Source organism: Pseudomonas sp. S44 (genome assembly GCF_016624805.1).
GTDB lineage: Bacteria > Pseudomonadota > Gammaproteobacteria > Pseudomonadales > Pseudomonadaceae > Aquipseudomonas > Aquipseudomonas machongensis.
The window spans coordinates 1-24,766 of sequence record NZ_JACVTY010000019.1 but is presented as its reverse complement, the minus strand read 5'-3'; the positions used below and the strand labels follow the sequence as shown (position 1 = coordinate 24,766).

The window sequence follows — 24,766 nt, the reverse complement described above, 5'->3', positions numbered from 1 at the left end:
ACCTTATTCAGCCCAATCCCTGTGGGAGCGGGCTTGTCCCGCGAACACGGGCGTAGCCCGTGCCAGGCAGCGCGGTGCACTTGGCACGGGCCAGCGCTTCATCAACGCTCCAGCATCGCCACCATCTCTGTATACCCGCGTGCGCGCGCATGCTCCAGCGCCGTCACGCCATCCTTGTCGGCAATCGCAGGGTCCGCGCCTGCCGCCAGCAGCCGACGCACGATGTCCACATGGCGCGGGCCGCCGTCGCCAAGGATCACTGCCTCCAGCAAGGCGGTCCAGTGCAACCGGTTGAGGTGGTTCACGTCCACGCCCGCGTCGATCAATATCTGCACCGTTTCCACATGACCACGCTCGGCCGCCGGGATCAGCGCGGTGCCGCCGTAGCGGTTGGTGCTGGCGAGGTCGGCGCCGTGGGCCAGGGTCAGGCGCAGGATCTCGTTCAGGCCGCGGGCACCGGCATACAGGTAGGGGCTGTCGTGGATGTTGTCCTTGGCGTTGACATCGGCGCCGGCTTCGATCAGCACTTTGGCCGCGTCGATATGGTTGCCTTGGGTCGCCGCCAGCAGGGGCGTGCGCCCTTGGCCATCGCGGCTGTCGAGCGCCAGTGGTTCCTTGAGCAAGCGACGGATGGCAGGTGCATCGTTGCGCTGGGCGGCATAAAGCAGGCGGGTATCCATGGAGGTGGTCTCGGCGTGGGCGGCAAGGCAGGTGAAGGCCAGCAGGCAGGCGGCGAGGGTGTGGCGCATGCGTGGGGCTCCTGAGGCAAAACCTCATCCTAGGGAAAAAGTTGCCGGCGACTGAAACGAATTATCTGGATGACCGGTAGTGGATTTCCGAATGCATCAACGTTGCCCGGCGTGAAGGGCCATGCTAGAAGTCAGGCTCGTCATTTGAAAACCGAATACCCTCATGTCCATCAGCGTAAAACCGAATAGGGCTCTGTTCGACCTCGACCTGTTGCGCGCCATCGTCGTGGTCGCCGATTGCGGCAGCTTCACCACGGCTGCAGCGCGCCTGCATTCGACCCAGTCGACCATCAGCCAGAAGGTGCGACGCCTCGAGGAGATGGTCGGCCATCGCCTGCTGGTGCGTGGCAATCGCGACGTGCTGCCCACCGACGCCGGGCAGACGCTGCTTGGCTATGCCAGGCACATGCTGGCGCTGAACGACCAGATGCTCGAGGCCCTGGCCGGGGCCATGGTTGGCGTCACCGTGCGCCTTGGCGTGCCCGAAGACTTCGTCGGCGGGCGAACCACCAATGCGCTGTCGGCGTTCAGCCGCCTGCACCCGCAGGTCAAGCTGGAAGTCACCAGCGGTCTGTGCCGCGACCTGAGCCAGGCCTACGACAATGGCGAACTCGACCTGGTGCTGCTCAAGCAGCGACGCAACAGCCGCGAGGGCGTGTCCTGCTGGCCCGAGCGTCTGCAATGGATCGACAGCGTACGCATGCCGGCCTTCGAGCTTGACCCGGTACCCTTGGTCACCTTTCCGCCGCGCGGGCTGTACCGCGAAGACATGATCCATGCCATCGAAGGCATGGGCCGCCGTTGGCGAATCAGCTTCACCAGCTCCAGCCTGTCCGGGATCCAGGCCGCGGTGGCCGACGGCATGGGCGTGAGCCTGCTGCCGCCGCGCGCGGCCACCGCCGAGCACCGGGTGCTGGGGGCGGCGCAAGGTTTGCCGGAGGTGGACAGCTACGAGATCGTCATCGTCCACCGGCCAACGGCCGACGTGATGGTCAAGGCCCTGGCGCAGGTGCTGACCGAGCTGCTGGCCGGGGATGGCATCTGAAGGCTCCGATCAGCGTCAGACGGTTGACCACCTGCGCACCACTGCGTAGCCTTGCCGCTTCGAGGTTCTCCGGCGCTGCCGGAGCTAAGACGGGAACGCGGTACAAGCCGCGGCTGCCCCCGCAACTGTAAGCACTGAACAGGTTCGACACAGCCACTGCGCCCACGCGCGGGAAGGCGTCGCCCTGACGGCTGGACGTCGTGCAGTGCAAGCCAGGAGACCTGCCTCGCAACGTTTTCGACTTTCAACCGGGCGGGGTGATCCGGTGGCGAGCGAGTCCGGCCGGTCGGCCGCGGCTTTCGTCCCGCATGCCCGCACCATTGCTGCCAAGGGCATCGCCACATGAAAACACTGGCCAAACTTCCCGTCACCATCGTCACCGGCTTCCTCGGCTCGGGCAAGACCACCTTGCTTCGCCACATGCTCGACAACGCCCAGGGGCGACGCATCGCGGTCATCGTCAACGAGTTTGGCGAGTTGGGTATCGACGGCGAAATCCTCAAGCAGTGCAGCATCGGCTGCACCGAGGAAGAGGCCAACGGCCGCGTCTATGAGCTGGCCAACGGCTGCCTGTGCTGCACCGTGCAGGAAGAGTTCTTCCCGGTGATGCGTGAGCTGGTCGCCCGTCGCGGTGACCTGGACCACATTCTCATCGAGACCAGTGGCCTGGCCTTGCCCAAACCGCTGGTGCAAGCCTTCCAGTGGCCGGAAATCCGCAATGCCTGCACCGTCGATGCGGTGATCACCGTGGTCGACAGCCCGGCCGTGGCCGCCGGCACCTTCGCCGCCTACCCGGACCAGGTCGACGCCCAGCGCAAGCTGGACCCCAACCTGGACCACGAATCCCCGCTGCACGAGCTGTTCGCCGACCAGCTGGCCAGTGCCGATCTGGTGGTGCTGAACAAGGCTGACCTGATCGACGCCGAGGGCCTGGCCAAGGTCCGCGCCGAAGTCGCCGAAGAACTGCCGCCGGCCGTCAAGGTGATCGAGGCCAGCAGCGGTCGCCTGCCGCTGGATGTGTTGCTGGGCGTAGGGGCCGAGTCCGAAGTGCATATCGATGGCCGTCGCACCCACCACGATTCGCACCACGACGGCGACGATCATGACGATCATGATCATGACGCCTTCGACTCCATCTCCATCGACCTGCCTGAAGCGGACGAAAGCCTGCTGCTCGATGCCCTGACGCAACTGGTCACCGAGTTCGGCATCCTGCGTGCCAAAGGTTTTGCCGCGATCCCCGGCAAGCCGATGCGCCTGTTGATCCAAGGTGTGGGCACGCGCTTCGACAAGCACTTCGACCGCGCCTGGCGCAGCGACGAGCCGCGCATCACCCGTCTGGTGCTGATCGGTCAGGACCTCGACGCGGCACAGTTGGAAGCGCGCCTGCGCCAGGCCCTGGGCGCCTGATCCATGCACCTGCTGCGGACCCAGCCCGGCGGCTTCGTGCCGGACGACAGCATTGCCGACCTTGGCCAGACGCCCGCCGAGCTGGTGATTCTCTGCAGCGGCGACTCTCACCTGGCACTGCTCGCCGAAACCGCCGAGCAGTTGCCGGACGATTTCCCCAGCCTGCGCCTGGCCAACCCCATGCAGGTGCAGAACCACGCCTCCGTCGACTTGTACATCGACGAGGTGTTGCGTCACGCCAAGGTGATCCTGGTGTCGCTGCACGGCGGTGTCGGCTACTGGCGCTATGGCGTAGAACAGTTGGTCGAACTCGCGGCGCGTGGCGTGCAGTTGATCCTGGTGCCCGGCGATGACCGCCCCGACCCTGAGCTGACGCAGTTGGGCACGGTGCCGACCGAGCAGGCCGAGCGGCTCTGGCACTACCTGCGCCAGGGCGGCAAGGCCAATGCGGTCAACCTGTTCAATTGCCTGGCCAGCCAGTGGCTGGGGCGCGACTATGCCTGGGACGAACCCCAGCCGCTGCCGCGCACCACGGTCTACCACCCCGGCAAGCCCAGTGCGGGGCTTGAAGACTGGTTCCCCGAGTGGCACCCGGAGCATCCGGTGGCGCCGATCCTGTTCTACCGGTCGCACCTGCAGGCCGCCAACACCGCGTTCATCGATGTGTTCTGCCAGCGCTTGCAGGCGGCAGGGCTGAACCCATTGCCGATCGCAGTCGCCAGCCTCAAGGAGTCGGCCTGTCTGGAACAGGTCGAGGCGTGGCTCGACGAGGTCGACGCCGAGGTGGTGATCAACACCACAGGCTTTGCCTTGTCCAGCCCGGAGCGGCCCAACCTGCGCCCGCTGCGCCGCGACGTGCCGGTGTTGCAGGCGATCTGCGCCCAGGACAACCAGCCCGGCTGGGAAGCCAGCGAGCAGGGCTTGGGCGCGCGCGACCTGGCGATGCACATCGCCTTGCCGGAGCTGGACGGGCGCATCATCACCCGGCCGGTCAGCTTCAAGGACCTGGCCTGGCGCAGCGAGCGCAGCCAGTCCGATGTGGTCTGCTACAAGGCCCATCCCGAACGCATGGATTTCGTCGCCGAACTGGCGCGGCGCTGGGTCGAGCTGGCGCGACTGCCCAATGCCCAGAAGCGTGTGGCGCTGGTGCTGGCCAACTATCCGACCCGCGACGGGCGTATCGGCAATGGCGTAGGGCTCGACACGCCGGGCGCCGCGCTCAACATCCTGCATGCCCTGCAGGCCGAGGGCTACCCGGTTGCGGGCCTGCCGCAGACGGGCACGGCGCTGATCCACGAACTGCTCGGCGGCGTGACCAACGACCTGGACCACCTCGACCAGCGTCCCTGTGCCCAGAGCCTGTCCCTGGACGACTACCTCGCGGCCTTCGCCTGCCTGCCCGAAGCCAACCAGCAGGCGGTGCGGGAACGCTGGGGCGCACCTGAGCAAGACCCGATGTTCCGCAACGGCCGGATGATGATCGCCGGTCTGCGCTACGGCCTGACCTTCGTTGGTATCCAGCCGGCCCGGGGCTATCAGGTAGACCCGAGCGCGGTGTATCACGACCCGGACCTGGTGCCGCCGCACGGCTACCTGGCGTTCCATTTCTGGTTGCGCAACGGCTTTGCCGCCGATGCGCTGATCCATGTCGGCAAGCACGGCAACCTGGAATGGCTGCCCGGCAAGGGTGTCGGACTGTCCGCCGAGTGCTGGCCGGATGCGCTGCTTGGCCCGCTGCCGAACATCTACCCGTTCATCGTCAACGATCCCGGTGAAGGTGCCCAGGCCAAGCGCCGCACCCAGGCGGTGATCATCGATCACCTGATGCCGCCGCTGACCCGCGCCGAAACCTACGGGCCGCTGCGGCATCTTGAACAGCTGGCCGACGAGTATTACGAGGCGCAGTTGCTCGACCCACGCCGCGCCCGCGAACTGCAGCGCGACATTCTCGAGCTGGTCAAGGCCAACCATATCGACCGTGACCTGCAGCTCGAAGGGCAACTGGACGATGCGGCTGTCTGGCTGCCGCGCCTGGACACTTATTTGTGCGACTTGAAAGAGTCGCAGATTCGCGATGGCTTGCATGTCTTTGGTCAGTCGCCGCAGGGGCGCCTGCGCAGCGATACGCTGCTGGCGCTGCTGCGGGTCGATCGTGGTGACGGCCGCGGCGGCAATGCCAGCCTGCTGCGCGCGCTGGCACGTGCTCTGGAACTGGCCTTCGACCCGCTGGACTGCGATCTTGGCCAGGCTTGGCAAGGGCCGCGTCCCGAGCTGCTGCAGGCGCTGGATGCTGCGTTGTGGCGCACCCAGGGCGATACCCGTGAACGTCTGGAGATACTCGCCCTGGCCCTGATCGAAGGGCGCCTGGCAGCACCCGATACCGCGCAATGGCAGGCGGTGCATGCCGTGCTGCAGGCACTCGCCGACGAAGTCGCGCCGAACCTGGATGCCTGTGGCGCCGCCGAGATCGACGGCTTGCTCGCGGCCTTGGCCGGGCGTTTTGTGCCGGCAGGCCCCAGCGGCGCACCCAGTCGCGGGCGTCTGGATGTGCTGCCTACCGGACGCAACTTCTATACCGTGGATGTGCGCAACCTGCCCACCACCACCGCCTGGCGCCTGGGCTTTGCCTCGGCCAGCCTGATCCTCGAGCGCCACCTGCAGGAGCATGGTGATCACCTGCGTCAGCTCGGGCTGTCGGTCTGGGGCACGGCGACCATGCGCACCGGCGGTGATGACATCGCCCAGGCCATGGCGCTGATGGGGGTGAGGCCGGTATGGGCCACCGGCAGCCAGCGGGTCGATGACTTCGAAATCCTGCCCCTGAGCCTGCTCGATCGCCCGCGGGTCGATGTAACCTTGCGCGTGTCGGGGTTCTTCCGTGATGCCTTCGGCAACCTGATCCGCCTGTTCGACGCGGCGGTACAGGCCGTGGCGGCGCTGGATGAGCCGGACGACCTCAACCCGCTGGCTGCCCGCGTGCGTGCCGAGCGCGCGGCGCTGCTGGCGCAGGGTGTCGATGCCGAGCAGGCCTCGCGTCAGGCGGGTTGGCGGGTGTTCGGCGCCAAGCCGGGTGCCTATGGCGCGGGTGTGCAGAACGCCATCGACGGACGCCTCTGGCAGGGGCGCGCCGACTTGGCCGAGGTCTACCTCAACCATGGCGGCTATGCCTATGGTGCTGCCGATGAAGGCACGCCGGCACGGGCCCAGTTCGCCCAGCGCCTGGGGCAGGTCCAGGTGGTGTTGCAGAACCAGGACAACCACGAGCACGACCTGCTCGACTCCAACGACTACTACCAGTTCCAGGGCGGCATGCTCGCAGCTGCCGAAACCCTGGCCGGCGCCACGGTCGCCAGCTACCACGGCGACCACAGCCAGGTCGATCGCCCGCGTATCCGCACCCTCAAGGAGGAGCTGAACCGGGTGATCCGCGCGCGTGCGCTGAACCCGAAATGGATCGACGGGGTCAAGCGTCACGGCTATAAAGGTGCCTTCGAACTGGCGGCGACGGTCGACAACCTGTTCGCCTTCGATGCCACCACTCACCTGATCGACGATCACCATTACCAGTCGCTGGCCGATGCCTACGTGCTCGATCCGGCGACCCGAGCATTCATGCGCGAGCATAACCCGCACGCCTTGCACGATCTGACCGAACGGTTGCTGGAAGCCCAGCAGCGCGGTCTGTGGCAGGCGCCGGGCGATTACCGCGAGGCCCTCGAGCAGCAGTTGCTCGACGGCGAGGAAGAGGCCTGAAATGACCGAACCCCTGCAGTTTCCCCTGGCCGCCGTGGTCGGTGCCGAAGACCTCAAGCTGGCGCTGTGCCTGACCGCCATCGACCCGAAGATCGGCGGTGTGCTGATCGAAGGTCCGCGTGGCATGGCCAAGAGCACCTTGGCCCGGGGCCTGGCCGACCTGCTCGGCGCAGGCCCTTTCGTGACCCTGCCGCTGGGCGCGACCGAAGAGCGGCTGGTCGGTACTCTGGATCTTGATGCTGCGCTGGGGCAGGGCAAGGCACGCTTCTCGGCGGGCGTGCTGGCCCAGGCGGATGGTGGGGTGCTCTATGTGGATGAGGTCAACCTGCTGCCCGACCCACTGGTGGACCTGCTGCTGGATGTGGCGGCCAGCGGCACCAACCGTGTCGAGCGCGACGGCATCTCGCACCGTCACGCCGCGCGTTTCGTGCTGATCGGCACCATGAATCCGGAAGAGGGCGAGCTGCGTCCGCAGTTGCTCGACCGTTTCGGCTTGAACATTGCCCTTGAAGGCACGCCTGAGCCGAACGACCGTCAGCAGATCATCCGCCGCCGTCTGGCATTCGACAGCGACCCCGAGGCGTTCTGCGCGCAGTGGGCAGCGGCCCAGGCGCAGTTGCGCGACCGCTGCCAGCACGCGCGTGAGCGCCTGCCGGCCATCGCCCTGGACGACCAGGCGCTGGCCTGGATCACCGAGCGTTGTTTCGCTGCGGGTGTCGATGGCCTGCGTGCCGACCTGGTCTGGTTGCGGGCGGCACGCGCCCATGCCGCGTGGCGCGGTGCTGCGGCCATCGGCGAGGAAGATGTAGAGGCTGTGGCCGAATTTGCCTTGCGCCATCGCCGCCGTAGCGCAGAGCCGCCCGCTGGCTCGAACACGCCACCTCAGGGCGGCCAGCAGTCGCAAGACCCGAGTGGACAAGGTGACTGGGGGGCAATGGAGGCACAACCGGTGAGCGCAGGTGCCCGGCGTGAGGTGCCGAACTGGGCAAAAAAGCCCTGAGCATCCGCGCACGAAGTGGTTCAGCGGCGGATGCCAGGCCCCGTGCCGGAAAACTGACAGGAGCCAGCCGTGGACGCGCCCGTGCAGCCGCTGACGGTCGGGTCGCCTGGCTGCCGACCCTGCTCAAGGGGCGGCCGCGCCGTGTCGAGGACCTGTGCTGGCAGCAACGCCGTGGACAGCCGCCGGAACTGTGGTTGGTGATCGTCGACGCGTCGGCGTCAACCCGCCGCCACCAATCCCTTGCGCAAGCCAAGGGGCTGCTGGAGACCTTCTTCGACCAGGCCTACCGCCAGCGTGCGCGCCTGGCGTTGCTGACCGCCAGCGGCAGCACGCCACAGTGGCAGCGTCATGGCCTGAAGGCTTCGGCTGCGCTTCAGCCCTGGCTGCGTGCGCTCGGGGCGGGGGGCGGCACGCCGTTGCTCGCGGCCCTGGAAGAGGCGCGCCAGTGGTTGCTGCGCCGTGGCAAAGCGCACCCCGGGGAGGTCCAGCGCTGCCTGGTGCTGACCGACGGTCGCCTGCAACGCTGGAAGCCTGTGCAGCCCATGCCCTGTGCCTGCGTGCTGGTCGATATCGAAACGGCGCCGGTGCGCCTGGGGCGGGCACGGCAACTCGCTGCGCAACTGCAGGCGGATTACCAGCATGTCGAGCAGTTCAGCGTTGTTGAATAAAGTGGGCGCGCGACAATAAGTCGCACAAACTGAAAGTTGCCGAAGCGGCAGGGGGAAAGTTGCACAAGTGCGCGACAAGACGCGCACCTGTGCAACGGCAAGTTATGCCTTGGGCATGGACCAGGGTTGCAGGTCGTAGCCTTTTTCGAACAGCTCGGCGCGGACTTCCTCGATCAGGCTGGCCCATTGTGCCGGGTCCGAATAGATGCGCGAGGATACCTGCTTGCTGCCGATGCGGGTGCTGGTCCGGTCGATCACTGCCAGGCTCAGTTCACCAGTACCGTTGGGTGCATCCCAGGCAACGCACTGGAAGGGTTCGAAGGCGTGGTCGGCGATCAGCAGTGCTTCGTTGACACGGAGCGGGGCATTCATGGTTCGGTCTCTCTTGTAGTCCCAAACAGCAAATGTGTGTCCGCGCGGGTAAAGAAATGAACGATTGCAGCGCGGGGTTATTGGTACTGATGCTCCGGGTCGTGGGTGAAGTCACATGGCAGTCGAAAATTTTTTTATAACGGTAAAAGTTATCCGTTGTATGTGCCGCCTGTGACGCCGGTTATTGGCAAAAATTCCAGGTTCGCTTTGTGTGACGGCATTTGGCAGACAAACGGTAGTGGGCACCGTCAGGTTCGTTGCTACTGTTAATTCGGGCGCCGCAACTTACTGTTTCTAATTAAAAAACTGAAAATTGGCGCCAAGGATAGGTCATGCTTGAACCTGCATCCCAACGCCGTCTGCTGATTGTCGACCCCTGCGACGATTGCCACCGTCTACTGCCGGGCCTGCGGGGCGCCGGTTGGGATGTGCGCAGTTGCACCCTGGGCGCTGCGCTCGAACATCCTTGTGACGTCGGCCTGTTGCGATTGCAGGCCTCGCACCTGCGTCACCAGGATGCCGTCAAGGATCTGATCAAGCGCAGCAATACCGAATGGATCGCCGTGCTCAGCGCCGAAGAGTTGCGCATGCAGAACGTCGGCGATTTCGTCTGTGAGTGGTTCTTCGACTTCCATACCCTGCCATTCGATGTTTCCCGGGTGCAGGTCACCCTCGGGCGGGCGTTCGGCATGGCGCGCCTGCGGGGCAAGGGGGCAGTGCGGGTCGATGAGCCCGAGCACGAACTGCTCGGCGAGAGCCGACCCATCCGCGAGTTGCGCAAGCTGCTCGGCAAGCTGGCGCCGACCGAGTCGCCCGTACTGATCCGTGGCGAGAGCGGCACCGGCAAGGAGTTGGTGGCGCGTACGCTGCATCGTCAGTCGCAGCGGCATGACAAGCCATTCATTGCCATCAATTGCGGGGCTATCCCCGAGCATCTGATCCAGTCCGAGCTGTTTGGCCACGAGAAAGGCGCCTTTACCGGCGCGCATCAACGCAAGGTCGGGCGTATCGAGGCGGCGCACGGCGGTACGCTGTTCCTCGACGAGATTGGCGACCTGCCTCTGGAGTTGCAGGCCAATCTGTTGCGGTTTCTGCAGGAAAAGCACATCGAGCGCGTCGGCGGTAGCCAGCCGATTCCAGTGGATGCGCGGGTGCTGGCGGCGACCCACGTGGACCTGGAGCAGGCGATCGAGCGTGGCAGGTTTCGTGAAGACTTGTACTATCGGCTCAATGTTCTGCAAGTGGTGACTGCGCCTCTGCGTGACCGCCACGGTGACCTGTCGATGCTGGCCAGCCATTTCTCGCATTTCTACAGCCTGGAAACCGGGCGACGGCCACGCTCGTTCAGCGACAATGCCCTGGCGGCCATGGGGCGCCACGAGTGGCCGGGCAACGTACGCGAACTGGCCAACCGTGTACGTCGCGGACTGGTGCTGGCCGAGGGGCGGCAGATCGAGGCGCAGGACCTGGGGTTGCAGGTGCTGGAGGAAGCCGACGCTCCGCTAGGGACGCTGGAAGACTACAAGCACCGGGCTGAACGCCAGGCGCTGTGCGATGTGCTCAACCGCCACAGTGACAACATGAGCATCGCAGCGAAGGTGCTGGGGGTGTCCCGACCGACCTTCTACCGCTTGCTGCACAAGCATCAGATCCGCTGAATCCTGCCCGCGAAAAGGACACCGCGATGCCTGGCACGGATCACGCCGCTTTTGATTCAACTCGACTGCGCGATGTGGCCGTCGTCCTGTATTTCCTCGATCAAGTCCTCTTCTCCCGGCAGGGCGGTGATCACGCTGAAATCGCTGACTTCCACTTCACCCCCGCCATAGCCGAGCAGGTGGAAGGAGAACGCCTTGCGCTCGATGGGGTTGTCGAAGCCGAACTCCAGCTCCATCGGCTGGTCGGCCGTGACCAGGATCTCCTCGGGCAACCCCAGCGGTACGTCCTGTTCCTGCTGCTTGGCCTTGAGCTGGATGTGCGCCCGGTGGGCAGGGTCGAGCGAGCGCACCTTGACCCGCACCCGGGTGTACGAGCCTTGGGGCATTTCCAGGTACTGCGCGCCGATCAGATTGTCGGCCCAGTCATCACGAATGCGCTTGTGCAGAGGAATGGCCGACGGCCCGCCAAATTGGTAGCGCAGGTTCAACGGGGTTTGCAGCAACGATTGGTCCAGCACGCCGGCCAGCGCTGTGATCTGGCGCCCCAGCGGGGCTTCGCCGCGGCCGAGGAACTGCGCCTGGTCGGCGATGAATCCCTCGCTTGCGTAGCGTCGGCAGCGTTGCTGGAAGTCGCATTCGCTGAAGGTGCCGCGGCCATCGTGGTAACGCAGCATGCCGTTGGTGAAAGAGATCATTTCCCGGCCGCTGTCGTAGTCGCGGTACAGCGAGCGGCCGGCCAGGGCGGCGGGAATCGGCAGCGCGAAGTAGTCGAGCAGCGAAGTGGCAAGGTCGACATGGCCGTAGGTGCCGTGCTTGATCTTCGGCAACTGTGCCTGTTCGGGTGCGAGGGTGAGGTTGAAGCCCCAGGACGAGGCCAGGCGCACCCCGTCGATGCCGTGGGACTCGTCCGAAGTGATGACCACCAGGGTGTCCTTGAGCACGCCCTGGCGCTCCAGGGTGTCGAGGAACGCGCCCAGGGCGTCGTCCAGGTAGGCGACCGCCGCCTGTTTGGCGCTGTCGTAGCGTTGCAGGTAATCGTCTGGTGCGGAGTAGGGCTGGTGGGTGCCGACCGTGAGCAGGGTCAGCATCCACGGCTGGCGCTGTTTGCGCAGCTCACCGACATAGCCCAGCGCGCCCTCGAAGAAGGCCTTGTCGTCCTTGCCCCAGGGGAACTCGAGGTAGTTGTCGTTGCGGAACCACTCAAGGCCGTGCACCGAGTCGAAGCCGATGTGCGGCATGATCCGGTCCTTGGCCATGAAGCGCAGGCCGGCGCCCTGCAGGTAGTGGGTGCTGAAGCCGGCCTGGCGCAATTGTGCGGGCAGGCAGGCCTGGTTGCGCAAGTCCTGGGTCAGCAGCTCGACACCCTTGGGCGTGCCGTTGGCGAGCTTGTCGTAATCGCCGCAGAGCATGGCGTACAGGCCACGAATGGTCTGATGGGTGTGCAGGACATAATCGGGGGTGTTCATGCCGCGTTCGGCCCAGCGGCTGAGGTTGGGCATCAGGTCGTCATCGAAACGGCTGTGCAGGGCTTGCCGGTTGGCGCGCACATAGGCGCCGGGGATCCCTTCGAGGGTAATGACCAGCAGGTTGCTTGCACTGCCGGGGGCTTCGAACAGCCTGCGGCCGTCGAGGTCGGCCTGGGTCAGGCCGGCGCTGGGCAGCGGTGTGACCGTCAGGTCGTGGCCCAGCCAGGCCTGTGCCTTGAGTTGCAGGTCGCTGGTGCCTGCCGAGAGCAGTTGATGGGAGAGATTGTACTGACGCCACTGGTCGGCATCGGACGGTATCAGGTGCTCGCTGCCCCAGTGCGCGGCGAGCAGTACTGCAGGGGCGGCCCAGGCCGCACGTGGCAACGCCGGGGCGGATTGGCCGCGCTGCAGCCAGCGGGTCAGCAGCCAGACGAAAAGGCCGGCACCGAGGGTCCAGGGCAGCCAGGGGTGAGCAAGGGCTCCGCCGGTGGAGTTTTCCATGAACTGTGGGTCGAACAGATAGCCCAGATCGCTGCTGTTCGGCAGGCGCCCGACCGCACTGACCAGCTCGGCCGAAGCCACCAGCAGCCCACCCCATGCCAGCAGCACCGGCAGCGCCAGCCACCAGGGGCTGCGCTGCAACAGCAGTACCAGCAGGATGCCGATCGCCAGGTCCGACAGGTACCCCAGCGGATCGGACCAACCCAGCAGTGCGCGGGCGGCCAGGGGGATCACCACGACCAGCACTGCCAGGGTGGCGAGCCGAGCGCGGGGATGGCCAAGCATGTTCTTCACGAAACGTCCTTCCTTGCCATGAAACAGTCACAAAAATGTGCTGCATCATAACAGCCCCCTCACGGGAAGGCCGGACGCGACAAGGTTGGTTACCAATTGAAGTGCAGGGGCGCGAGGCGCCCCCGGGCTGGATGGATCAGAAGTAGTAGGGGAATTTCAGGCTGAAGGTGAAGTCCGGTGCATCGTCGGTCAGGCCGATCGACAGGTTCGGCACGATGGTCAGGTTGTCGGTGGCCGCGAGGGTCATGCCGACGTTGAAGTAGGCGGCGTTAGCATCGCTGCTCTTGACGTCGGCCCAGCTGTCGCCGGTTTCCGCGGACTTGATCCGCGAGCGCCGGGCGATCAGGTCCGAGACCGAGAACGACATCGACATCTTCTCGTTGAGGGCGAAGGCCACGCCTGCACCGATCTGGAAGCTGTCGCCGATCTTCACCTTGCCCGGTACTTTCTGGTTGATCGTCGAGCTGACGTCGCTGAACGAATCCTCGAAGGTGTGGGTGTACGACAGGCTGCCGAACAGCACTGCCGGGTCGAAGGTCTTGACCAGCGAGATGCCTGGGGTGATCGACCAGACACCGTTGCCGGTGGGCAGGTCTTCTGGGTAGCTGAGGCTGTCGTTCTCGGTGTCGCGCAGCAGCTTGATACCGAACGGATCCTTGCCGGTCGGTGCCTTGACCCGCACGCTGAATACCGCATCCGGGGTGTTCTCCGACTCGTCGAGGAACTTGTAGGCCACGCCGAAGTTGACGTCGCCAAGGGTTGGGTCGCGGGTGATGGTGCGTTCGGAAATGCCCTGGGCGTTACCGCCGACACCCCCGGACTGGTAGGTCGACTCGCGGTAGACGATCGGCACGTTCACGTCGAACTGCCAGCGGTTGTCGAGGTTGTAGCGCGCGGTAAGGTCGAGCGTCCAGTTGTCGGCCTTGATCCGGTCCAGGTTGATGTTGCCCAGGAAGATCGAGTCCAGCGCCAGGAAGCCGTTGAGGATCAGTTGGCGGGTGTCGTAGCGGGCATAGGTAATGCCGGTCTCGACGCTGAACTTGCCGCCACCGAAGAAGCCACTGGCTTCGTCGTAGAGGTTGGACACACTCTGCGCCGGCTCCGAATCATCCTTGAGCGACTCGCCATAGGATGAACCGCTGCCGCCGGATGCGGCGATCGCCTGGTTGTTGCGCGGCTCGGAGGCCGGCGAGCGGGTCAGGCGCTTGGGGGGTGGGGCGGCGGGTTGCTCTTCGACCTGGCGAACGCGCTGTTCGAGCACCATCAGCGCCTGTTGCTGCGCTTCGTAGCGCTGCTTGAGCGCAGCCAGTTCGGCTTTCAGCGCGTCTACCTGAGGGTCACTGGCTGCATAGAGCAGTGACGATGGTACCAAGGTCCCCAGGCAGACAACTGCCCCCAATGACAACGATCGATGCATAAGTTAGCCGTCCCTTCCAACTGCGATGATTGAGACGAAGCGTAGATCAATATCCTGAAACACGAAGGCCCTTGAGTTGATCAAGATTGCAGTTCAGCGCACCTGCCGAAGGCAGGTTGTCGCGCAGCACCACATTGAGCTGTGTCAGGTTGCTGACGGCGTTGCTGCCGCCCAGCAAGGTGGTTGCCTGGAGCAGCCCACCATCGGCCAGGCGTTGCAGGCTTTGCCCTTGATTGTTGTTGGCCTGGATAGCCATCTGGATCCCGCTGCCACTGTTCGAGACGCTGAGCGTGCCGGCGTTGTTGCTGGTGCTGAGGGTGGTGCCTGCGGCCAGGACCTGGCCTTGCGGTACGCCGGCATCAGCGACCTGGCTGGCCTCGCGAACATTGATGGCGACATCGTTATAGGCGCTGTTGTTGTCGCCGGCCGCGCGCACCGACTGGGTCACGCCCTGGGTAGTGTTGACCAGGCCTGCGCCGCCGTTGACCAGGCCATTGCCGCGGCCAGGGGCGTTGCCCGAGCCGTTCTCGCCGGTCATCGACACGTAGAACTGCGGTTTGATCACGTTCTGCTGGACCTGCAGGGTCGTCGTGGCGCCGATGCGATCACCGGCGGCGTTCTGCCAGGTGCTGCTCATGACGACACCGAAACTGATGATCCGTCCCGGCATCACGTATTTCCCACGCAGTTGGGCAAGCTCCTGGTCCTTGACCTCGATGGGCTTGAACACCTGGGCGTGGGCGGGGAGGCTGGCAGCCAGGCATGCTGCGACCAGCCAGGTGGTAGTCTTCATCGCTGCTCCCCGGGACTTCGTGCCCCTTGTAATCGTCAGAAGAAATCGCTCTGGATGAAACCGAACTCCATCAGTTGCGCGTCTTCTACCGGATAGAAACCGTTGACGCGGTTCTTCGCGGTCAGAGGTGCCGGCGGGTCGAGCAGGGCGTTGGCCTTGTCGTAGCCGGGGCCGATGACGGCGAAGATGATGCCGTTCCAGCCTTTGAGGAAATCATCGAATTTGTAGCGTTTGTGGCCCAGGACAGGGTCGCCGATATAGGCCCAGCCCTTGTCGATGCGCTGCAGCACCACAAAGTGCTTGTAGCCACGGATGTCCATAAGCACGATCACCGGAATGCTCACCTTTTCCAGGGTGTCGGGTTCGACCCGATAGCCCCGGGCGCGCATGCCGATGCTTTCGACGTAGCGCTTCATGTCGAGCATGGAGAATCCCTGCACCTTGACGGTGTCCTGGTCGGAATGGGCGAGCATGCCTTCGATGACCTGGTGTTCGTCCACGTCGAGCCAGTAGGCCTGCTTGAGGACGGTGGCCAGGGCGGCGGCGCCGCAGCTGAAATCGGTCTTCTGTTGCACAAGGTCGGCGAAGCGCCGCTCACGCAGGCTCTGCACCGGCTTGTAGACGAGGGTGCCGCCTGGCAAGGCGGCAATCGGCATCTGTGCCGCTTCTACGAGACCGGCCAGGAACAGGAGTGTGGCAAGCAGGACAATGCGCATGACCTTCTCCACCGGGTAGAGACAGGGAAAGGGGCCCCGAAGGGCCCCGATCGGCTGCTGTTACATGCAGGCTTTGCAACCTGCGGCGATGGACAGCGAGTTGGTCTGCTGATTGCCGCTGCCGGCCGAGACGTTGGCGCCGACGTTGCCCGACACGCCATTGAGCGAGTTGCTCAGGTTGGCGTTGTTGGTCACAGGGTTGCGCCAGCCGGTGGGGGTCAGGACCTGATAGGAGGCAACGCCGGCCAGGCCGAAGGTGCCTTCTTCGTGGAACTTCAGCGGGTCCTTGTCGACATGGGTGTTGCCATGGCGATCGCGGCTGCTTTCGTCTTCGACGTAGCCGTAACCATTGCCTTGGTAGTGGCCGTAGGCAGCGAAGGTGGAGGTGAGGGTTTCCTTGCTGTAGGTACGGTCGGCCTTGTTGGTGACGTTCAGGCCGCCGACGTTCTGGTTGGCTGCACCGGTGGCGGCAGCGACACGGCCGCCGGACACGGCGATGGCCATGTTGTTTTTCTGTTGGTTGAAGTCCCCGGCGGTCACGTTGATACCGATGTTGCCGGAGCTGCCGTTGGCCGAACCGGTGAGGTTGGCGTTGTTGGAGGTGGAGTAGTTCTTGACGGTGTTGCCACTGTTGGTCTGAGTGGCTTGAGCCATGGCCACGGCACTGCCGAAGATGAAGTTCTCATCGGCGGTGGCGATCGCGGCAACGTTGTCCTGCTGGTTGCCGTCGCCGGCTGCGACGTTGGCGCCCAGGTTGCCTTGAGAACCGTTGGCCGAGTTGTCCATGCGGGCATCGTTGCGGGTGCCCTGGTTCAGCACACGGTTGCCGGAGTTGTTCTGGGTGTCCAGAACGGTAGCGGCAGAACCGGCGTTCACCAGCAGGGACAGCAGCAGGCTTTCGTTGTTGTTATGGCCGTTGTTGTGGCCGCCGTGGTTGTCGTTGCCACGGCCGCCGGCTTGTGCAGCAACTGCCATGACCGCAGCGAGGGCGAATACCAGAGGCTTGAGTGCCATTTTTGGTTTCATGGTGTTTCTCCGCTTATATTTTCGTTGTTAAGTGTTGTGTTGCTGATCGGGTCAATCTGCGACCCGGACGCTCAGGGTGTTGGCCATTCGGTTGCCCACCCCGGCGCTCTGATTCAACTGGATCACGCCACGGCTGCCGGTGAAGGCCTGGTCACTGGTCGTGACCTGGCGACTGCCGGGTGTGTGATCAGTTGCGTCGGAGCTGTTGGCCAGCGAGACGTTCTGCTGGCTGAGAATGCTGTCGTCGATGCTCTGTGCAATTGCGCTGATGCTGATGCGCACCGCGTTGGCCTGCTGCGTGGCGGCGCCCGCCGATTGGTTGATGCCCAGCATGCCGTTGCCGTTGCTGAAGGCATTGCCATTGATACTGGCGTGGGCGTCGAGCGCACTGTTGGCGCGAAAGTCGCTGCGTTGGCGGATCTGCGTGCTGGCCTGGCCTTCGGTGCCGATGGCGATGGCTTTCACGTTGGCCTGTTGCAGGGCGTCACCCGCGGCCTGGTTGATGTTGAGGTTGCCCTGGTAGGCGCGGCCACTGGCGTCGAGGGTGGCGTTGTCGACCACAGGGGAGCCGGCGAAGGCGCTTGCGCTGCAGCCCAGGGCCAGGCACAGCAGAGAGAGGTTGAGGGTCTGCATGATCATTGGCCCCGGGTCAGGATCTGCAGCGGCGCCATGCCGCGCTGAACGTTCTGGTTGACCGTGTTGGAGATGCTGTTGGCGCCGGACGCCCCTGCACCGGAACCGCCGGGCATGCCGGGCAATTGCGACTGGGCGGTGCCCATGCCGCGCAGGTTGCCGGAGTTGTCGGGCTGGAAGATGCGGCTGACGGTCGAACCGCTGGCGACGCTGGCGAAGTCGCCATCGGTCAGTTCGTTGTTGGTCTGGGCCTGGATGCGTGCCGACTCGTTGGTGTTGGCGGTGGTCGGGTAGGGGTCTGGCGTGCCGGTTCGGCGATCAGCCTGACGCGGCTGGACATCGCGATTGAGGACGATCACCCCGTTGCCACCAGCGAAGACCGGCGGTGCAATCGATGTGGCGGCAAGGCAAGCCAGAACGAGCAGTGCAGGCAGTGTGTTGTGCTGGTTCCCCACGGCGGTGCTCCCTTTCTGTGCGCTGGCCCTTGAGCGTTGCCAGAACAGAGAGCGAAAGCCGTGCCGGTTTTGCTTTTTGCCGATTTATCAGTGGGTTGTGCGAGGGGGGTGGCAGTGCCGGTTTTCTGCTGTATCAGCGTTGATACAAGGTGCCGGGTCGCCGCCCGTCAAGGGCTGAAGCACGGGCGATCTGGCGGGATGCGGAGGGGGTGTATCAGCACTGTGACAGTTCCCACGAAAGTGTGGGAAAGGCCCCGGCAATAGGGGTTTGATGGCGAGTGGGTGTATCAGTGAGTTAACAGCCCGGCCGGGCTGAGGGGCCGGGCTGGGCTCACCCCATGAGCTCGGCCACCGCCGCCAGCGCGTCATCCCGGCGCTGCTGCCAGTCCCCGTCAATCACCCGCAGTGGCTGGCGATGCTGTTGTAGCCAGTGCAGGCTGTCATCGAAGAACGCCTGGCGCTCCTCAAGCCGCGGCTGGCAGCGCTGGCCATCGCTAATCCATTCCACACCCTCGGGACTGAGCAGCAGGTGCAGGTCGTAGTGCCTGGCCAGCAGCGCTTGTTCCAGCCATGCAGGGCAGTCGCCGAATAACACACGACTCCACAACATGTTGCTCAGCAGGTGGGTATCGAGGATCAGCAGCGAAGGCGAGGCTGCCCGCGCCTCGTCCTCCCAGGCCAGTTGCCCGCGGGCGATGGCCGGGATATCGGCGTAGCAGGTATCGCGCTGCTCGGTGTCGATGAAATGGCGTACGTATTCGCCGACGGTGATGCCACCGAAACGGTGCTGGATCTCGCCACTGAGCCAGCTCTTGCCACTGGATTCAGGGCCGCACAGGACCAGGACCTTCATGCGCCGGCCAGCGCCGGATCGCGCCGCCACTCCAGCCAACCGCGCACGGCGATCAGGGTGAACAGGGCGTACAACGCGGCGGTCAGGTACAAGCCTTTGTACAGGAACAGTCCGACGAAGATCACATCGACCACGAACCACAACGCCCAGCATTGCAGGCGTTTCTGTGCCATCCACACCTGCGCGACCAGACTGAACCCGGTCAGCGCTGCATCCAGCCAGGGTTGGGCGGCGTCGGTCCAGTGGGCCATGGCGGCCCCCAGGGCTGCGCTCGCCAGCAGGCCCAAGCCCAGTCCGCGCAGCACCGTGGCAGTGTCCAGGCGTGATACCCGGCGCGCGTCCTCGACGCGGTCCGGCCGCGTCCATTGCCACCAGCCATAGAGGTTGAGCACGGCATAGACCACTTGCAGGAGCATGTCCGAATACAGCTTCACGTCGTAGAAAATCCAGCTGTAGAGCAGCACCATCACCAGGCCGATCGGCCAGCACCAGATGTTTTGCCTGACCGTGAGCCAGACGGCGATGACGCCGAGCGCGGCGGCGAAGAGTTCGAGGCCGGACATCGGCGATCCTTCGGAAGGGAAAGGGCGCGATTGTAGCTTGAGGGCAGGGGAAGGTGAATCTCTGCAACAAGGGGCGCCGTAGCGCCCCCTGGAGGTCAGACCCTGAATTGACGCAGCAACTGCTCGAGCTCCTCGCTCAGGCGGGCCAGGGCAACACCGGCATCGCTGGATTGGCGCGCCGCCTCGGCGGTCTGTTGCGAAAGGCCCGCGGTGTCGAGCACGTTGCGGTTGATTTCCTCGACCACATGGGACTGCTGCAGGGTGGCGCTGGCGATCGAGGTGTTCAGCGCTGCCAGGGTATGCAGTGCCTGTTCGATGGCCGCAAGGCTGGTGCCGGCTTCGCGGGCCTGTTCGACGGTCTGGCGCGATGCTTCGCTACTGGTGTCGATGGCCCGGACGGCGGCATCCGACTGGCCCTGCAGATGCTCGATCATGGTCTGGATCTCGGCAGTGGACTGCGCCGTGCGCTGGGCCAGCAGACGTACCTCGTCGGCGACTACGGCAAAGCCGCGGCCCTGCTCGCCAGCGCGGGCGGCCTCGATGGCGGCGTTGAGGGCCAGCAGGTTGGTCTGCTCGGCGATCGAGCGGATCACTTCCAGTACGCCACCAATCTTGGTGCTGTGCCCGGCCAGGTCGCGGATCACCCCCTGGGCCTGATCGATGGTCGCCGACAACCGGTCGATCTGCTGCAGGCTGCCATGGATCGCCTGTTGGCCCTGACCGACCTGCTGCTGCGCGGCGCGCATTTCCACGGCCGCCTGCTCGGCGTTCTTTGCCACATCCTGCACCGCGTAGGTGACCTCGTTGACCGCCGTGGCCACCTGGTCCATCTGCAATGATTGCTGGGCACTGCGCTGCTGGGCGCTGCCGGCGTTGTCGCCGACGTGCCCGGCAGACTGGGCCAAGGCATGGGCTGTGCCCTGCAACTGGCCGACCACGCCCTGCAGCTTGCCGTTGAAGCGGTTGAAGTACTCGCCCAGGTGGGTGATTTCGTCGCGTCCGTGGGTGTCCAGGCGGCGGGTCAGGTCGCTCTCGCCACTGGCGATGTTGCCCATGGCCTGCACCGCCTCGTGCAGCGGACGGGCGATGCTGCGGGCGATCAGCCACACCACCAGCCCCATCACCAGGGCAATGACCAGCCCGACCAGCGAGGCCTCGCGGACCTGGCGGGCGAATTCGTCCTGGACGTCGTCGACGTAGACTCCCGAGCCGATGATCCAGCCCCAGGGTTTGAACAGTTCTATATAGGAGGTCTTGGCCACCGGCTCGCTGGCGCCGGGCTTGGGCCAGCGGTAGTTGACCGGACCTGCGCCCTGGGCCTTGGCCAGGGTCACCATCTCGTTGAACACGGCAAAGCCGTCAGGATCGCGGATCGCCGACAGGTCCTGACCATCGAGCTTGGCGTTGACCGGATGCATGACCATCTTCGGTTGCAGGTCGTTGATCCAGAAATAGTCATCCTTGTCGTAGCGCAGGCTTCGCACCACCTGCAGCGCCTGCTGCTGGGCGCTTTGCCGATCAAGGCTGCCGGCGGCCTCCAGCCCCTGGTAGTAGGCGAGCACGCCCACGGCAGTCTCGACCACGTGCTGGGTCTTCTGCGCCTTGGCCTGGTACAGGTCGCCATGGATCTGGCGCAGCATCAGCAGCCCCAGGACCAACAGCATGGCGACGGCCACGAGCAGGATCAGCCACAGACGACGGCTGATCGACATCGATCTCAAGGTCTTCATCAAAAGGTCACTCCATGTCTTGTTCTTTTTATATGAGCAGCATCCAACCATGACCGGATGCCGGCAACCCAGTCGACCAACGGCTAAGTGCCGCGCTCGACAATCCATGTTGCATCCCGCGCAAGCCTTCGTGCGGGGCCTCTGATAGGATTTCGGCCGCGCAAGATGAAACCTTTAGCCGCGGCGCACTTTTTCGCTGGTGTTGTGACTAACGAAGGCTGTAAAACACGCGTCGCCGCGCGTGCGGTGAATATTTGTAATCGAAAAGAACTAGGGTGCTGCCAGGAGCAGTGTCCATTGGGGGAGTTGATGGATTTTTGGAGTGCCTTCCAGGCAATCATCCTGGGTATCGTCGAGGGCTTGACCGAGTTCCTGCCGATTTCCAGTACCGGCCACCAGATCATCGTGGCCGACCTGATCGATTTTGGCGGTGAGCGCGCGATGGCGTTCAACATCATCATTCAGCTGGGCGCGATCCTGGCGGTGGTGTGGGAGTTTCGCAGCAAGATTTTCGAAGTGGTATTCGGCCTGTCGAGCCAGCCCAGGGCGCGGCGCTTCACGGCCAACCTGCTGATCGCCTTCCTGCCGGCGGTAGTGCTTGGCGTACTGTTCGCCGACCTGATCCACGAGTACCTGTTCAACCCGATCACCGTGGCGGTGGCGTTGGTGGTGGGTGGCTTCATCATGCTCTGGGCCGAGCGCCGCGATCACCGTATCGAGGTCGACCATGTCGATGACATGCGCTGGTCCCATGCCCTGAAGGTTGGCCTGGTGCAGTGCCTGGCGATGATCCCGGGGACCTCGCGTTCGGGCTCGACCATCATCGGCGGCTTGCTGTTCGGCCTGTCGCGCAAGGCCGCGACCGAGTTCTCGTTCTTCCTGGCGATGCCGACCATGGTCGGTGCCGCGGTGTATTCGGGCTACAAGTACCGCGACCTGTTCCAGCCGGCCGACCTGCCGGTGTTCGCCATCGGCTTCGTGGTGTCGTTCATCTTCGCCATGATCGCGGTGCGTGCGTTGCTCAAGTTCATCGCCAACCACAGCTACGCGGTCTTTGCCTGGTACCGCATTGCCTTCGGCTTGCTGATCCTGGCGACCTGGCAGTTCGGCTGGGTTGACTGGGCCACGGCGCACGGCTGATGGCACGCGGGCAAAGTGCCGGGCGGCGCGACGCTGGCCAGGCAGGCGAGGGCGTGCGCAACCTGCGTCTGAAGTTGCTGGTGCTGCTGGTCTTGTGCCTGCTACCGGGCGTGGGGGTGGCGCAGATGGCCTGGAGCGGCCAGTCCTGGCTGCCCCTGGCGCTGTATCCGGCGGCCAGTCTGATCTGCCTGTTGTTGTACTGGCAGGACAAGCGGCAGGCCCGCACCCAGGCCTGGCGCACGCCAGAGAAAATCCTCCATGCCTGCGAGTTGCTCGGCGGTTGGCCGGGGGCCTTGCTGGCGCAGCAACTGTTCCGGCACAAGACCCGCAAGCTGTCGTACCAGATGGTGTTCTGGGCAATCGTCGCGTTGCACCAGGTGTTCTGGCTGGATCGCCTGGTGCTGGGTGGGCGCTGGCTGGGATTGATGGGCTGAGCGAGCGCCGCGCAATCCTCAATCCGCCAACAAGCCCACCTGCAAGCGCTTGGGCAAGCGTCGCACCACCAGCTGGTGCGAACGCTGCAGCAGATCGGTCAGCTCCTCCCGGCCCATGGGGTAGGGAGGCAGCATGCTGATCCAGCGCGCCCTCGCCAGATAAGGCGCCGGGCGTACGCCGGGACGGTCGCAATAACCGAGAAACAGCTCGTCGGCGACCTTGAACATCAAGCCTGCTCCCGGCAGGTCAAGCACGGCGAACATCTTGTTGCCGGCCACCGAGAACACCCGGATTCCGCCCCATTTGTAATCCTCCCGCGCGCCGGGCAGGCTCAGGCAGAACGCTGCCACCTGCTCGGGGCTGATGCGTCGTTCAGACATAACGCTCTCCACAGGCCTCGAACGAGGCTGCCAGGTGATCGATCCATACTCGCACCGCAGGCAACACACCCCGTCGGTGCGGATACACTGCCTGCAGGTAACCCCCTGGCAGTGACCACTCCGGCAGCAGGTGCACCAGTTCACCGCTTTCCAGTTCTTCTTCGCAATAGTTGCTTGGCAGGGCGGTGAAGCCCAGGCCTGCACGGGCCGAGGCCTTGCGCACAACGAAGTCATCGATGGTCAGGCGCGGTTCCAGGGCGATCTCCTGCTCCTCACCGCCAGGCCCGATGAGGCGAAAGTGCACCAGGCGATCGGCATCCGCTGCTCCCAGGACCGGCAGCCCCGCTAATTGCGACGGGTGCTCGAGCCCGTCGGCGAATCCAGGTGCTGCCACCAAGTACATCTGCGCCTGGCGCAAGCGGCGGGTGGCCAGGGCCGGGTCCTCGTCCCCCAGGTCGCGCACCCGCAGCGCCACATCGATACCTTCGGCGATCAGGTCGACACGGCGATTGAGCAGCACCATCTCCAGTTGAACCAGCGGGTACTGGGCGAGAAAGCGGCTGATGATGTCGGGTAAAAAGGCATGTGCCAGGGCTACCGGGCTAGACACCCGCAGGCGTCCACGCGGCTCGCTGGTCATGCTGGCGACGGCTTCGTCGGCCATCTCGGCCTCCAGCAGCATGGCCTGGCAGTGGTGCAGGTAACGTTCACCGACGGCGGTCAGCTTCAGTTGCCGGGTCGTGCGCTGCAGCAGGCGCGTGCCCAGGCGCTCCTCGAGTTCGGCGATACGCCGCGACAGGCGCGACTTGGGGATGCCCAACTGGCGCCCGGCGGCGGCGAAGCCACCGGCCTCGACCACTCGGGCGAAGTAGAAGAGGTCGTTGAGGTCTTGCATATGGATATCTCACTGTTCCATCAGTGGAACAAACTAACGCATTTTTGCCGACTAATCAGCTATTCGTCGCCTGTGTAGGATTCTCTCCATCGTGATCGCCCACCGCCGCGGTCTTCATTCACAGGAGAGTCCCATGAAACTGTTGCACATCGATTCGAGCATCCTGGGCGACAATTCCGCCTCCCGCCAGTTGAGCCGCGAAGTGGTCGATGCCTGGAAGGCCGCCGATCCTGGCGTCGAAGTCATCTACCGCGACCTCGCTGCCGATGCCATCAGCCACTTCTCGGCCGCGACCCTGGTTGCCGCCGGCACCCCCGAAGAAGCCCGTGACGCCGCCCTGGCCCACGAAGCCCGCCTGAGTGCCGAAACCCTGGCCGAGTTCCTCGCCGCCGACGCCGTGGTGATCGGTGCTCCGATGTACAATTTCACCGTGCCGACCCAGCTCAAGGCCTGGATCGATCGCGTGGCCGTCGCCGGTCAGACCTTCCGCTACACCGAAGCGGGCCCGGAAGGCCTGTGCGGCGACAAGAAAGTCGTGCTGGTGTCCACTGCCGGTGGCCTGCACCAGGGCCAGCCAAGCGGCGTCGGCCATGAAGACTTCCTCAAGGTGTTCCTGGGCTTCATCGGCATCACCGACCTGGAAATCGTCCGCGCCCACGGCCTGGCGTATGGCCCTGAGCATCGCAGCAAGGCCATCGACGCTGCCCAGGCGCAGATTGCCAACGAGCTGTTCGCCGCAGCCTGATCCGAACCCCGAAAAAGCCCGGGGTGGCCCGGGGGGGCCCGCCGGGTTTTGGTGGGTTTTTAGGGGGGT

Annotated in this window: 23 protein-coding genes, 1 pseudogene and 1 riboswitch; of the genes and pseudogenes, 9 read left to right on the top strand and 15 right to left on the bottom strand. The window is 64.8% G+C overall.

Translation table 11 applies throughout. From position 1 onward, the window contains the following. Positions 1 to 101: 101 nt before the first annotated feature. Positions 102 to 749 carry an ankyrin repeat domain-containing protein gene (locus tag IAE40_RS15555; RefSeq protein ID WP_200603491.1) on the bottom strand — a complete coding sequence of 216 codons (648 nt, stop codon included), beginning with the start codon at positions 747 to 749 and terminating at the stop codon, positions 102 to 104. 163 nt (positions 750 to 912) lie between these two features. Between IAE40_RS15555 and IAE40_RS15550 the strand changes: the two genes are divergently transcribed. The 5 genes from IAE40_RS15550 (at position 913) to IAE40_RS15530 (ending at position 8,625) form a co-directional block, all read left to right on the top strand. Further along, entirely contained in the window at positions 913 to 1,794 is an 882-nt protein-coding gene (locus tag IAE40_RS15550) for a LysR substrate-binding domain-containing protein (RefSeq protein WP_054893919.1), read from the top strand. Between the two features lie 45 nt (positions 1,795 to 1,839). Further along, positions 1,840 to 2,037, top strand: a riboswitch (cobalamin riboswitch). A gap of 99 nt (positions 2,038 to 2,136) precedes the next feature. Beyond that, complete coding sequence (gene cobW, locus IAE40_RS15545) at positions 2,137 to 3,204, top strand: cobalamin biosynthesis protein CobW (RefSeq protein ID WP_054893920.1); 1,068 nt, start codon at positions 2,137 to 2,139, stop codon at positions 3,202 to 3,204. A gap of 3 nt (positions 3,205 to 3,207) precedes the next feature. Beyond that, positions 3,208 to 6,957 carry a cobaltochelatase subunit CobN gene (cobN, locus tag IAE40_RS15540; RefSeq protein ID WP_200603490.1) on the top strand — a complete coding sequence of 1,250 codons (3,750 nt, stop codon included), beginning with the start codon at positions 3,208 to 3,210 and terminating at the stop codon, positions 6,955 to 6,957. A 1-nt stretch (position 6,958) separates the two neighbouring features. Continuing rightward, positions 6,959 to 7,957: an ATP-binding protein gene (locus tag IAE40_RS15535; RefSeq protein ID WP_200603489.1), complete on the top strand. Its 999-nt coding sequence runs from the start codon at positions 6,959 to 6,961 to the stop codon at positions 7,955 to 7,957. Between the two features lie 53 nt (positions 7,958 to 8,010). Next, complete coding sequence (locus IAE40_RS15530) at positions 8,011 to 8,625, top strand: vWA domain-containing protein (protein ID WP_234465167.1); 615 nt, start codon at positions 8,011 to 8,013, stop codon at positions 8,623 to 8,625. Between the two features lie 102 nt (positions 8,626 to 8,727). Here the strand turns inward: IAE40_RS15530 and IAE40_RS15525 are convergent, their stop codons facing one another. Beyond that, complete coding sequence (locus IAE40_RS15525; RefSeq protein ID WP_054893924.1) at positions 8,728 to 8,997, bottom strand: hypothetical protein; 270 nt, start codon at positions 8,995 to 8,997, stop codon at positions 8,728 to 8,730. 332 nt (positions 8,998 to 9,329) lie between these two features. On the opposite strand from IAE40_RS15525, the gene IAE40_RS15520 reads away from it, so the two are divergent. Further along, on the top strand, positions 9,330 to 10,655 hold the full coding sequence (locus IAE40_RS15520; protein ID WP_125930165.1) for a sigma-54 dependent transcriptional regulator: 1,326 nt from the start codon (positions 9,330 to 9,332) through the stop codon (positions 10,653 to 10,655). Between the two features lie 56 nt (positions 10,656 to 10,711). Here the strand turns inward: IAE40_RS15520 and IAE40_RS15515 are convergent, their stop codons facing one another. The 11 genes and pseudogenes from IAE40_RS15515 to IAE40_RS26090 form a co-directional block, all read right to left on the bottom strand. Next, on the bottom strand, positions 10,712 to 12,907 hold the full coding sequence (locus IAE40_RS15515) for an LTA synthase family protein (RefSeq protein WP_234465166.1): 2,196 nt from the start codon (positions 12,905 to 12,907) through the stop codon (positions 10,712 to 10,714). 145 nt (positions 12,908 to 13,052) lie between these two features. Continuing rightward, positions 13,053 to 14,333 carry a transporter gene (locus tag IAE40_RS15510; protein WP_054893927.1) on the bottom strand — a complete coding sequence of 427 codons (1,281 nt, stop codon included), beginning with the start codon at positions 14,331 to 14,333 and terminating at the stop codon, positions 13,053 to 13,055. A gap of 46 nt (positions 14,334 to 14,379) precedes the next feature. Further along, positions 14,380 to 15,126, bottom strand: a complete 747-nt coding sequence (locus IAE40_RS15505; protein WP_054893928.1) for a hypothetical protein — start codon at positions 15,124 to 15,126, stop codon at positions 14,380 to 14,382. 35 nt (positions 15,127 to 15,161) lie between these two features. Beyond that, positions 15,162 to 15,842 carry a C39 family peptidase gene (locus tag IAE40_RS15500; protein ID WP_200603487.1) on the bottom strand — a complete coding sequence of 227 codons (681 nt, stop codon included), beginning with the start codon at positions 15,840 to 15,842 and terminating at the stop codon, positions 15,162 to 15,164. Between the two features lie 60 nt (positions 15,843 to 15,902). Further along, positions 15,903 to 16,868: a hypothetical protein gene (locus IAE40_RS15495; protein ID WP_054893930.1), complete on the bottom strand. Its 966-nt coding sequence runs from the start codon at positions 16,866 to 16,868 to the stop codon at positions 15,903 to 15,905. A 51-nt stretch (positions 16,869 to 16,919) separates the two neighbouring features. Next, entirely contained in the window at positions 16,920 to 17,501 is a 582-nt protein-coding gene (locus tag IAE40_RS15490) for a hypothetical protein (RefSeq protein ID WP_054893966.1), read from the bottom strand. 2 nt (positions 17,502 to 17,503) lie between these two features. After that, a complete protein-coding gene (locus IAE40_RS15485; RefSeq protein ID WP_063544474.1) occupies positions 17,504 to 17,956 on the bottom strand; it encodes a hypothetical protein in 453 nt (150 codons plus the stop codon). Positions 17,957 to 18,287: 331 nt separating this feature from the next. Next, the gene (locus IAE40_RS15480; protein WP_200603486.1) at positions 18,288 to 18,809 is read right to left on the bottom strand and encodes an AAA family ATPase; all 522 of its coding nucleotides are present in this window, start codon (positions 18,807 to 18,809) and stop codon (positions 18,288 to 18,290) included. Continuing rightward, a complete protein-coding gene (gene pnuC, locus IAE40_RS15475) occupies positions 18,806 to 19,372 on the bottom strand; it encodes a nicotinamide riboside transporter PnuC (protein WP_054893933.1) in 567 nt (188 codons plus the stop codon). The genes IAE40_RS15480 and pnuC overlap by 4 nt, the downstream gene beginning before the upstream one ends. Positions 19,373 to 19,467: 95 nt before the next feature. Further along, entirely contained in the window at positions 19,468 to 20,202 is a 735-nt protein-coding gene (locus IAE40_RS26095; RefSeq protein ID WP_370671098.1) for a methyl-accepting chemotaxis protein, read from the bottom strand. 138 nt (positions 20,203 to 20,340) lie between these two features. Continuing rightward, positions 20,341 to 21,012 (bottom strand): annotated as a pseudogene (locus IAE40_RS26090) (cache domain-containing protein); the annotation flags it as partial. 399 nt (positions 21,013 to 21,411) lie between these two features. Here IAE40_RS26090 and IAE40_RS15465 point away from each other — a divergent pair. After that, entirely contained in the window at positions 21,412 to 22,242 is an 831-nt protein-coding gene (locus IAE40_RS15465) for an undecaprenyl-diphosphate phosphatase (protein ID WP_054893935.1), read from the top strand. Next, positions 22,242 to 22,676 (top strand): DUF1294 domain-containing protein, encoded by a 435-nt coding sequence (locus tag IAE40_RS15460; RefSeq protein WP_200603485.1) that lies wholly within the window; start codon positions 22,242 to 22,244, stop codon positions 22,674 to 22,676. The genes IAE40_RS15465 and IAE40_RS15460 overlap by 1 nt, the downstream gene beginning before the upstream one ends. An 18-nt stretch (positions 22,677 to 22,694) precedes the next feature. On the opposite strand, the gene IAE40_RS15455 is transcribed toward IAE40_RS15460, so the two are convergent. Further along, on the bottom strand, positions 22,695 to 23,057 hold the full coding sequence (locus tag IAE40_RS15455; protein WP_200603484.1) for an MmcQ/YjbR family DNA-binding protein: 363 nt from the start codon (positions 23,055 to 23,057) through the stop codon (positions 22,695 to 22,697). Beyond that, positions 23,050 to 23,952, bottom strand: coding sequence for a LysR substrate-binding domain-containing protein (locus IAE40_RS15450; RefSeq protein ID WP_112898011.1), 903 nt, complete (start codon positions 23,950 to 23,952; stop codon positions 23,050 to 23,052). The genes IAE40_RS15455 and IAE40_RS15450 overlap by 8 nt, the downstream gene beginning before the upstream one ends. Positions 23,953 to 24,085: 133 nt before the next feature. Here IAE40_RS15450 and IAE40_RS15445 point away from each other — a divergent pair, with 133 nt between their 5' ends. Beyond that, on the top strand, positions 24,086 to 24,697 hold the full coding sequence (locus IAE40_RS15445; protein WP_197889526.1) for an FMN-dependent NADH-azoreductase: 612 nt from the start codon (positions 24,086 to 24,088) through the stop codon (positions 24,695 to 24,697). Positions 24,698 to 24,766: the final 69 nt, after the last annotated feature.

Coding starts and splice junctions, on each gene's coding strand:
- IAE40_RS26095 (WP_370671098.1), bottom strand. CDS start 20,202: ATGGACCAGGTGGCCACGGCGGTCAACGAGGTCACCTACGCGGTGCAG.
- IAE40_RS15495 (WP_054893930.1), bottom strand. CDS start 16,868: ATGAAACCAAAAATGGCACTCAAGCCTCTGGTATTCGCCCTCGCTGCG.
- IAE40_RS15465 (WP_054893935.1), top strand. CDS start 21,412: ATGGATTTTTGGAGTGCCTTCCAGGCAATCATCCTGGGTATCGTCGAG.
- IAE40_RS15510 (WP_054893927.1), bottom strand. CDS start 14,333: ATGCATCGATCGTTGTCATTGGGGGCAGTTGTCTGCCTGGGGACCTTG.
- IAE40_RS15535 (WP_200603489.1), top strand. CDS start 6,959: ATGACCGAACCCCTGCAGTTTCCCCTGGCCGCCGTGGTCGGTGCCGAA.
- IAE40_RS15480 (WP_200603486.1), bottom strand. CDS start 18,809: ATGAAGGTCCTGGTCCTGTGCGGCCCTGAATCCAGTGGCAAGAGCTGG.
- IAE40_RS15520 (WP_125930165.1), top strand. CDS start 9,330: ATGCTTGAACCTGCATCCCAACGCCGTCTGCTGATTGTCGACCCCTGC.
- cobN (WP_200603490.1), top strand. CDS start 3,208: ATGCACCTGCTGCGGACCCAGCCCGGCGGCTTCGTGCCGGACGACAGC.
- IAE40_RS15550 (WP_054893919.1), top strand. CDS start 913: ATGTCCATCAGCGTAAAACCGAATAGGGCTCTGTTCGACCTCGACCTG.
- IAE40_RS15455 (WP_200603484.1), bottom strand. CDS start 23,057: ATGTCTGAACGACGCATCAGCCCCGAGCAGGTGGCAGCGTTCTGCCTG.
- IAE40_RS15555 (WP_200603491.1), bottom strand. CDS start 749: ATGCGCCACACCCTCGCCGCCTGCCTGCTGGCCTTCACCTGCCTTGCC.
- IAE40_RS15445 (WP_197889526.1), top strand. CDS start 24,086: ATGAAACTGTTGCACATCGATTCGAGCATCCTGGGCGACAATTCCGCC.
- IAE40_RS15515 (WP_234465166.1), bottom strand. CDS start 12,907: ATGCTTGGCCATCCCCGCGCTCGGCTCGCCACCCTGGCAGTGCTGGTC.
- cobW (WP_054893920.1), top strand. CDS start 2,137: ATGAAAACACTGGCCAAACTTCCCGTCACCATCGTCACCGGCTTCCTC.
- IAE40_RS15450 (WP_112898011.1), bottom strand. CDS start 23,952: ATGCAAGACCTCAACGACCTCTTCTACTTCGCCCGAGTGGTCGAGGCC.
- IAE40_RS15505 (WP_054893928.1), bottom strand. CDS start 15,126: ATGAAGACTACCACCTGGCTGGTCGCAGCATGCCTGGCTGCCAGCCTC.
- IAE40_RS15525 (WP_054893924.1), bottom strand. CDS start 8,997: ATGAATGCCCCGCTCCGTGTCAACGAAGCACTGCTGATCGCCGACCAC.
- IAE40_RS15500 (WP_200603487.1), bottom strand. CDS start 15,842: ATGCGCATTGTCCTGCTTGCCACACTCCTGTTCCTGGCCGGTCTCGTA.
- pnuC (WP_054893933.1), bottom strand. CDS start 19,372: ATGTCCGGCCTCGAACTCTTCGCCGCCGCGCTCGGCGTCATCGCCGTC.
- IAE40_RS15490 (WP_054893966.1), bottom strand. CDS start 17,501: ATGCAGACCCTCAACCTCTCTCTGCTGTGCCTGGCCCTGGGCTGCAGC.
- IAE40_RS15460 (WP_200603485.1), top strand. CDS start 22,242: ATGGCACGCGGGCAAAGTGCCGGGCGGCGCGACGCTGGCCAGGCAGGC.